The organism is Protofrankia sp. CiP1_Cm_nod3, from assembly GCF_982290655.1.
Map to the genome: position 1 here is coordinate 2,731 of NZ_CEVIVD010000156.1, position 7,940 is coordinate 10,670.

General features: G+C 72.8%; 5 protein-coding genes and 1 pseudogene. 3 read left to right on the plus strand and 3 right to left on the minus strand.

Annotated features, from left to right (window positions below; genetic code table 11):
• Window positions 1-1,557 (plus strand): branched-chain amino acid ABC transporter substrate-binding protein (locus AC5LUJ_RS20725; RefSeq protein WP_493465559.1); only part of this gene is annotated, 1,557 nt, incomplete at its 5' end.
• 16 nt (window positions 1,558-1,573) lie between these two features.
• On the opposite strand, the gene AC5LUJ_RS20730 is transcribed toward AC5LUJ_RS20725, so the two are convergent.
• Window positions 1,574-3,823, minus strand: coding sequence for an MMPL family transporter (locus AC5LUJ_RS20730; protein ID WP_493465560.1), 2,250 nt, complete (start codon window positions 3,821-3,823; stop codon window positions 1,574-1,576).
• A gap of 375 nt (window positions 3,824-4,198) precedes the next feature.
• Between AC5LUJ_RS20730 and AC5LUJ_RS20735 the strand changes: the two genes are divergently transcribed.
• Complete coding sequence (locus tag AC5LUJ_RS20735; protein WP_250281057.1) at window positions 4,199-4,792, plus strand: TetR/AcrR family transcriptional regulator; 594 nt, start codon at window positions 4,199-4,201, stop codon at window positions 4,790-4,792.
• A gap of 148 nt (window positions 4,793-4,940) precedes the next feature.
• On the opposite strand, the gene idi is transcribed toward AC5LUJ_RS20735, so the two are convergent.
• Together idi and AC5LUJ_RS20745 are read right to left on the minus strand one after the other, a co-directional pair.
• Entirely contained in the window at window positions 4,941-5,615 is a 675-nt protein-coding gene (gene idi, locus AC5LUJ_RS20740; RefSeq protein ID WP_250291103.1) for an isopentenyl-diphosphate Delta-isomerase, read from the minus strand.
• 66 nt (window positions 5,616-5,681) lie between these two features.
• Window positions 5,682-6,749 carry an enoyl-CoA hydratase/isomerase family protein gene (locus AC5LUJ_RS20745; protein ID WP_250281052.1) on the minus strand — a complete coding sequence of 356 codons (1,068 nt, stop codon included), beginning with the start codon at window positions 6,747-6,749 and terminating at the stop codon, window positions 5,682-5,684.
• A 365-nt stretch (window positions 6,750-7,114) separates the two neighbouring features.
• Here AC5LUJ_RS20745 and meaB point away from each other — a divergent pair.
• A pseudogene (gene meaB / locus AC5LUJ_RS20750) lies at window positions 7,115-7,940 on the plus strand (methylmalonyl Co-A mutase-associated GTPase MeaB); the annotation flags it as partial.

The window sequence follows — 7,940 nt, forward strand, 5'->3', positions numbered from 1 at the left end:
AACATGGTCGGACGGCTGACAGCCATGCTCGGACGGCTGTTCGTCACTGGGCCGCGGCGGCGGCTACACCGGGTGTTCGCCGTTGTGGTCGCTGTGATCGTGGTCCTCGTGGCCGTTCTCGCGGTGGCGCTCACGGGCGGTTCGCCGGCTCACGGGCCGTCCGCCACGCGGACCAGGACGGCCACGCTCGGGCTGATCGCACCGCTGTCCGCGGACCGCGCATCCGTGGGTACGGCAGTGCGCAACGCCGTTCGCCTCGCGGTCGACGAGGCGAACGCCCAGGGCACGATCCCGGGCTGGAAGGTCCGGCTGAGCGTCCAGGACGACCTGTCCAGGCCGGACGGCGGCGCCCGCGCCGCGGGGACGCTCGCCGCCGACCAGACCCTGATCGGCGTGGTCGGGCCGCTGAGCTCCACGGTCGCGATGGTCGCCCTGCCCACCCTGGACGCCGCCGGGATCGCGGTGGTCTCGCCGTCCAACAGCCAGCCCGAGCTGACCGGCGCCCCCTCGTCGGCCGCGCCGGCCCCGTCGACGGCCCGGAGCAGGCCGTACCGGACCTACTTCCGGCTGAGCGGGACGGATGTGCTCGCGGCCCGTGACGCCGCCGAGTTCGCGGTGCGGGCCAGTGGCCGCCAGCGGATCGCGGTGGTCGACGGCGGCCCGGACTTCGGTATCTCGCTCGCGCGGCGGTTCGCCGCCGAGGCTGCCCGGCTCGGCGCGGCCGTCACCGGGACGCACCGGGTCGACGGCAGCACCGACGACACGGCCGAGGTCGAACAGGTGGCCCGCTCCCTGCGCGCCGAGGCACCGGACCTGGTGTACGTGGCGACCGGCCCCGCCTTTGCCGGGAAGCTGCGCGAGGAACTGGCCGAGCACGGCCCGGCCGTGTCCATCCTGGGCTCCGACGGGCTGTTCGACTCCCACTACCTCGAGCGGACGCGGGACACCGCCGAAGGAGACCTGATCGCCGATCTTGGTGCGCCCCTGTCCGCGCTGCCGGCGGCCGGGCGGTTCGCGGCCGCCTACCTGGGCCGCTGGCCGGCGGAGAAGGACGGCGGCAGCCCGGCTACCGGCGCTCCGGCTGGCGGTGTCTCGCCCGCTGGCGCTCCGTCTGCTGGCGCCCCGCCCGCTGGTGGCCTGTCTGTCGCCGGTCCGTCTGCTGCCGGTCCGTCTGTTGGTGGTCCGGCCGGCGGTAGCCCGGCGGCGGCCGGACCGGCTGGTGACGGTGAGGCCCGCGACGGCGGCCACGCCGTCGCGCCGGCCTCACCGGCCGCCTCCCCGGCGCCGGGCGTCGACGGGATCCCCTCGGTCGCCGCCTACGCCTACGACGCGGCGCAGGCGCTGCTGCGGGCCGCGGCCGGCGTCCTGCCCGGCCGCGACATGGTGGACGAGGCCGCCAGGGCGGCGATCGTCACCGCTGTCGGGCAGGGCCGCTTCCCCGGTGTCACCGGTGAGGTCGGCTTCGACGCCTGGGGCGACCCGCTGACGTCGGTGGTGACCGTCTACGAGGTCCGCGGCCAGCGCTTCGTCCCCGTGTGGAGCCGCCGCTCCGGGTAGCCGTGGGCCGCCGCGGTCAGGGATGGCGGACGGTCGCGGGCAGGTCGTGGGGTGCGGTGGGGCCCCCGGCGGACGTGGTGGCGTGGGCCCGCTGCTCGGGCAGGGCCGGCGGGCCGAGGAGCTTCTTGCCCTCGACGTCGATGTCGGGCAGGAGCCGGTCCAGCCATGCCGGCAGCCACCAGGCGTGCCGCCCGGCCAGGGACATCACCGCCGGCACCAGGGTCATCCGCACCACGAACGCGTCCACGAGCACGCCGAAGGCGAGCGCGAAGCCGATCGACTGGATGATCGCCTGATCGGACAGGATGAACCCGGCGAACACGCTGATCATGATGATCGCGGCCGCGGTGACGACCCGGGCGCCGTGCCGGAAGCCGGTGACCACCGCGTCGTCCGGCCCGAGGCCGTGGACGAACTCCTCGCGCATCCGGGTGACCAGGAAGACCTCGTAGTCCATGGCCAGGCCGAACAGGACACCGATGAGGAAGATCGGCAGGATGCTGACGATGGGGCCGGTCGTCGCGACGCCGAGGACGTCCATCAGCCAGCCCCACTGGAACACGGCCACCACCGCGCCGAACGTGGCGACGACACTGAGCAGGAAGCCCGCGGTCGCCTTCAGCGGCACGAGGACGCTGCGGAAGACCAGGACGAGCAGCACGAACGCCAGCCCGACGACGACCGCGAGGTAGGGCAGCAGCGCGTCGGAGAGCTTCTCGGACACGTCGATGTTGATCGCGGTCTCACCGGTGATCGCGGTGCTGGCGCCGGTGGCGGCCCTGATCGCCGCCGCCTGGCCGCGGATGGTGTGCACCAGGTCCTCGGTGGCGGCCTCGCTCGGCCCGGAGGCGGGGGTCACCGACAGCGTCGCGGTGTCACCCGCGGGGCTGAACGTCGGCGCGGTCACCGCGGCCACGCCCGGCAGCCCGGCGATGGTCCGGGAGACCTCGTCGACGGCCGTGTGCGGGTCGGCGCTGGCCGTGCCGTCCACCACGAGCAGCAGCGGGCCGTTGAAACCCGCCCCGAACCCGGCGGTGAGCTGGTCGTAGGCCCGGCGCTGGGTGCTGTCCGGCGCGGCCGTGGCGTCGGTGGGCAGGCCGAGGCGCAGATCGGCCGCGGGCACGGCGAGCAGGCCCAGGGCCAGCACGGACACGGCGACGGCGATGCCGCGACGCCGCACGATCAGGCGTGCCCACCGCTGGCCCGCCGTGGGGCCGCCGCCGTCGCCTTCGGGGTCGCGGGCGCGCAGCCCGGGGATGCGCCCGCCGGTCAGCCGCCGCCCGGCGAAGCCGAACAGGGCGGGCAGCAGGGTGAGCGCGACGAGCACGGCGACGGCGACGGTGCCGGCGGCGGCCAGCCCCATCGACGTCAGGAACGGGATGCCCACGACCGACAGCGCGGCCAGCGCGATGATGACGGTCAGACCGGCGAACACCACCGCCGAGCCCGCGGTGCCCACCGCGCGGCCCGCGGCCTGCTCGCCGTCGGACCCCAGGGAGAGCTCGTGCCGGTAGCGGGAGGTGATGAACAGCGCGTAGTCGACACCGACCGCCAGGCCGAGCATCAGGGCGAGCGTCGGGGTGCTGGAGCCGATGTCGATGAACCCGGTGGCGATCTGGACGCACCCGATGCCGATCATCACGCTCAGCAGCGCGGTGAGCAGGGGGAAGCCGGCCGCGACCAGCGAGCCGAAGGTGATGACGAGCACGACGGCGGCCACGGCCAGGCCGATGACCTCGGTGGCGCTCTGTTCGGGCGCCCCCTCCACCGCGGTGCCGCCGAACTCGACGCCGATCCCGGCGTCGCGGGCCGTCGTGGCGGCGGCGAACAGGCTGTCCCTGGCCTCGTCGGTGACCTCGCCCGGCTGCACCTTGTAGGCGACCTGCGTGTAGGCGGTGCGCCCGTCCCGGGAGACACCGTCCCGGAGGAACGGGTCGCTGGCCTGGGCCACCTGCGGCGCCCTGGTGATCCGCTGGACGGTGTCGGTGACGGCCTGTCTGCGCGCACCCTCGGTGAGCGGACTGTCCGTGACGGTGAAGACCACGCGCGCGGTGGCCGCGTCGGCGCCGGCGCCGGGCATGCGTTCCCGCAGCAGGTCGACCGCTTTCTGGGATTCGGTCCCCGGGATGGAGAAGGTGTCGGAGGTCGGGCCGGACAGGGTCGCCGCGCCGGCCCCGATGAGGGCCAGCACGACGACCCACAGGGCGACGACCAGCCGCCGGCGGCGGTAGGCCGTGCGTCCGAGCCGGTACAGGTAGGTGGCCAACGGATCTTCTCCTTGGGTCGACAGGGCGCTGCGGATGAGCGCCGCTTGCCAGCGTCACTAGCCGATCGGCAGGTCTTCTCCAAAAGGAAGCTAGCCGTTCGTCTAGGAAATGGCAAGCTGATCGGCTGGTTACCGACCTGCCGTTCGGCTAGCATTAAGATCGATGAGCGCGCAGGACGCGACAGTGCTGCTCTGTCAGCTGCGCTTCGGCCGACCTGTCGGCCCGCCTGTCGCGCGAGATGATGCCTGGTGATGGCGCCCAGATCGTCCGCGCGGATGGGGATCAGCCGGACAGGCGGCCCGCGCAGCCAGGACAATCCGGACGAGCAGACGGACAGACGGACAGACGGACAGACGGACAGGAGGTCGGAGGCGGTGGCGACACAGCTCGAACCGGCGGGCCCTCGGGAGGGGACGGGGCGGAAGAAGCTGCTCGCGGCGGCCCTGGACCTCTTCGCCGAGCGAGGCGTCAGCGGGACGTCACTACAGATGATCGCGGATGCGCTCGGCGTGACCAAGGCGGCCGTCTACTACCACTACAAGACCAAGGACGACATCGTCCTCGCGGTGGTCAACCCGGCGATCGAGGAGCTCGCCGCGATCGCGAGCGAGGCCGAGCGGAAGCGCTCCCGTGCCGCCCAGGTCGAGACCGTGCTGGCCGGCATCATCGATCTGATCATCCGTAACCGGTCGCTCTACGCCGTGCTCCAGGGTGACCTCGCGGTCGCGCACGTCCTGAGCGAACACGGGGCGTTCCCCGAGCTGAGCAACCGGATCCTGGTGCTGCTCACGGGGCCTGATCCCGATCCCGGCGGCATCGTGGCCGCGAGCATCCTGCTCTCCGGGCTGCGCGAGGCCGGGTTCGGCCCGCAGGTCGCCGACATCGGCGACGAGGAGCTGCGTGGCCACATGCTCGGCTGCGGCCGGCGCCTGCTCCGCCACCGCCGGCCGCCGGCCGCCACCGCCTGAGGCCGCCCCGCATCCGGCATCCGGCATCCGGCATCCGCGGCATCCGGCACCCGGTGCCGCCGGTGGGGGAGCCCGACGCGGAGGTGACGGACTGACGGGGGCGGGCTGCCGGAGCGGCTTCCGCGGTGGCACGGAATCCCGCCCCGGCTTATCCCCGATGGTTTCTGGAATTCTGCCGGGCGGCCGGGGGGAGCGCCTCGTCCGGTGCCACCGGCCAGTGCCGGGGCGAGGGCCCGAGCGTGCGCAGCCGTGCCATTTGCAGGCGACACCAGGGTGATATCTTCAGAGAACCGTCCAGAACGTCCTCGGAAAACGCCGGCCATGGTGCCCAGTATGCCTCGGCGACCTCCTCGGGGTTGATCCGGAAATCGCTTGACGCCTGCGTGAAGAACACCGGGCAGATCTCGTTCTCCACGGTGCCGTCGGCCATCACGCAGCGGTAGCGGAACGTCGGCAGGGCCAGGTCGATGCGCTGGACGTGCAGGTTCAGTTCTTCGGCCAGCCGCCGTGAGACGGCCGTCCGGAAATCCTCACCAGGGGCCGGATGGCCACAGCAGGTGTTGGTCAGCACCCCTGGCCAGGTGCGTTTCGCATGAGCCCGCCGGGTGACGAGTACGCGGTCGGCATCATCGAAGACATAGCAGGAGAACGCCAGGTGCAACGGCGTCCGAGGCCCGTGGACGGTGGCTTTCGGGGCGACTCCGACCGCCTCTCCGGACGGGCTGAGAAGAACGACGAGCTCCGGGGCCGCGCCGTCCGCTCCGTCCGATCCGTGGGAATTCGTTGACGATGGCGTCCGGGCATACGGTCGGGAATGGCTCATGGAAACAATGGTAACAGCGCCCGCCGGCAGCCGTTCGCGTCGGAGCGCATTTCCTGAATCGGAGGGTCATTGACCCGTGACAATCGACACCCTGGCGGTGGCGAGCCCGAGTTCGCCGGCGCCCAGGGGCGCGAAGAAGCTGGCGACCGCCTCGTCGCTGACCTCGGCCAGGGCCGCCGGTGACCAGCGGGGACGGCGGTCCTTGTCGACGACCTGGGCCCGGATGCCCTCGGCGAGGTCGTGCGAGCGCAGGCAGGTGCTGGAGACCCGGTACTCCTGGTCGAGCACCGCCTCCAGGCTGGGCAGCTCGGCGGCCGACCGGAGCGAGCGCAGGGTGACCTTGAGCGCGGTGGGCGATCTTTTCGCGATCTCCTCCGCCGCGGCGGCGGCCGGCCCACCGTGCTCGTTCAGCCGGCCCAGGATCTCCTCGACGGTCCCCGCCGCGTAGCAGTGGTCGATCCAGCCCGCCTGCGCGGCCAGCGCGCTGGCCGGGGGCGGCTCGGCGAAGGAGCGGACCACCTCGACCGGGTCGCGCTCGTCACCGCTGCCCAGCGCGTCGACCAGCGCGCCGAGCCGGCCGCTGGGCACGTAGTGATCGGCCAGCCCGTGCTGGATGGCGTCGGCGCCGGATATCCGCGCGGTGGTGAGCGCGATGTGGGTGCCCGACTGGCCGGGCATCCGGGACAGCAGATAGGTTCCGCCGACGTCGGGCACGAGGCCGATGGCGACCTCGGGCATGGCGACCAGGGAGCGCTCGGTGACCACCCGTACGCTGCCGTGCGCGGAGACGCCGACGCCCCCGCCCATGACCAGCCCGTCCATCAGCGCGACATACGGTTTCGGGTAGTGACCGATGCGGGCGTTGAGCCGGTACTCGTCGACCCAGAAGCCCAGCGCGGCGCTGCCGCCGGAGCTGACGTCGTCGTAGATGGACCGGATGTCACCGCCGGCGCACAGCCCCCGCTCGCCGGCACCGTCGATCAGTACCGCCCGGATGCGCTCGTCGTGCTCCCAGGCGGTCAGGGCGTCGGCGATGCGGCGCAGCATGCCGTGGCTGAGCGCGTTGATGGCCTTCGGCCGGTTGAGCGTGATCCGGCCCAGCCGGCCGCGGACGGTGAGCAGTACGTCGTTCATCGCTTTCCCTCCGGTGCCCGGCGGGACCCGGCGGCCCGCACGGTAGGACATCCAACAATGTCGGCTGATACCGCGCGGTCTCAAGCGATACCCTGCGGCCCGCGACTTACCGGCGGGCACGCACCGTGGGCCGGGAGCTGTGAGCGTGTGCCGGCCTGCCGGTCCTATAGCCGGTTCCGGAGCCGGTTCCGCTTCCCGTGCTGTGACGCTCTCCGCCGTTCCCGATCCCGGTTGCCGCTGGGCCTGGTGGTCCGGACCTGCGAGGAGAGAGCGTATGACTGAGACCGACGAGCTGTACCGGTCGTGGCGGACGGCGTCCGGGGGTGTCGTGCGGTACGGGCCTGAGTCCGGGCTCCGGATCGAAGATGGGGCAGGACGGGCACGACCGCGGCCAGCAGGTGATCGCGTCCGCCTTCGCCGACCTCGGGTTCGACGTGGACGTGGGCCCGCTGTTCCAGGCCCCGGCGGAGGTGGCGCGGCAGGCCGTCGAGGCCGATGTGCACATCATCGGGGTCTCCTCGTTCGCCGCCGGCCATCTGACGTTCGTGCCCGCGCTGCGCGCCGAACTCGCCGGGCACGCCGGGCACGCCCGGCGCGTCGGGATCACCGGGGTGCCGGGGGTGGGGAAGTCGACGTTCATCGACGCGCTCGGCACCTATCTGACCGGTTGCGGGCACACTGTGGCCGTGCTCGCCGTCGACCCGTACCGGCGGCAGCATCCTGGGTGACCGGACGCGGATGGCCCGGCTCGGGACCGACCCGGCCGCGTTCGTGCGCCCCTCGCCGACGTCGGGGACCCTCGGTGGGGTGGCCCGGGCGGCCCGGGAGTCCATCGTGGTGATGGAGGCGGCCGGTTACGACGTCGTCCTGGTCGAGACGGTCGGTGTCGGGCAGTCCGAGGTGACCGTCGCCGGGATGGTCGACACCTTTCTGCTGCTGTGCCTGGCGCGTACCGGCGATCAGTTGCAGGGCATCAGGAAGGGGGTGCTCGAGCTCGCCGACATCGTCGCGTCAACAAGGCCGACGGTCCCTACGAGGGGGGCGCGCGCGTCGCCGCGTAGGAGCTGGCCGGCGCTCTGCGGCTCCTGCGGGCCGGTGACGGCGGCTGGAGCACACCGGTGCTGATCTGCAGCGCCATGACCGGTGCGGGTCTGGAGGAGGTCTGGCGGACCGTCGAACGCCACCGGGAGA

Excerpts from the sequence above, each read along its gene's own strand:
- idi (WP_250291103.1), bottom strand. The coding sequence starts at position 5,615 with ATGAGCCATTCCCGACCGTATGCCCGGACGCCATCGTCAACGAATTCC.
- AC5LUJ_RS20745 (WP_250281052.1), bottom strand. The coding sequence starts at position 6,749 with ATGAACGACGTACTGCTCACCGTCCGCGGCCGGCTGGGCCGGATCACG.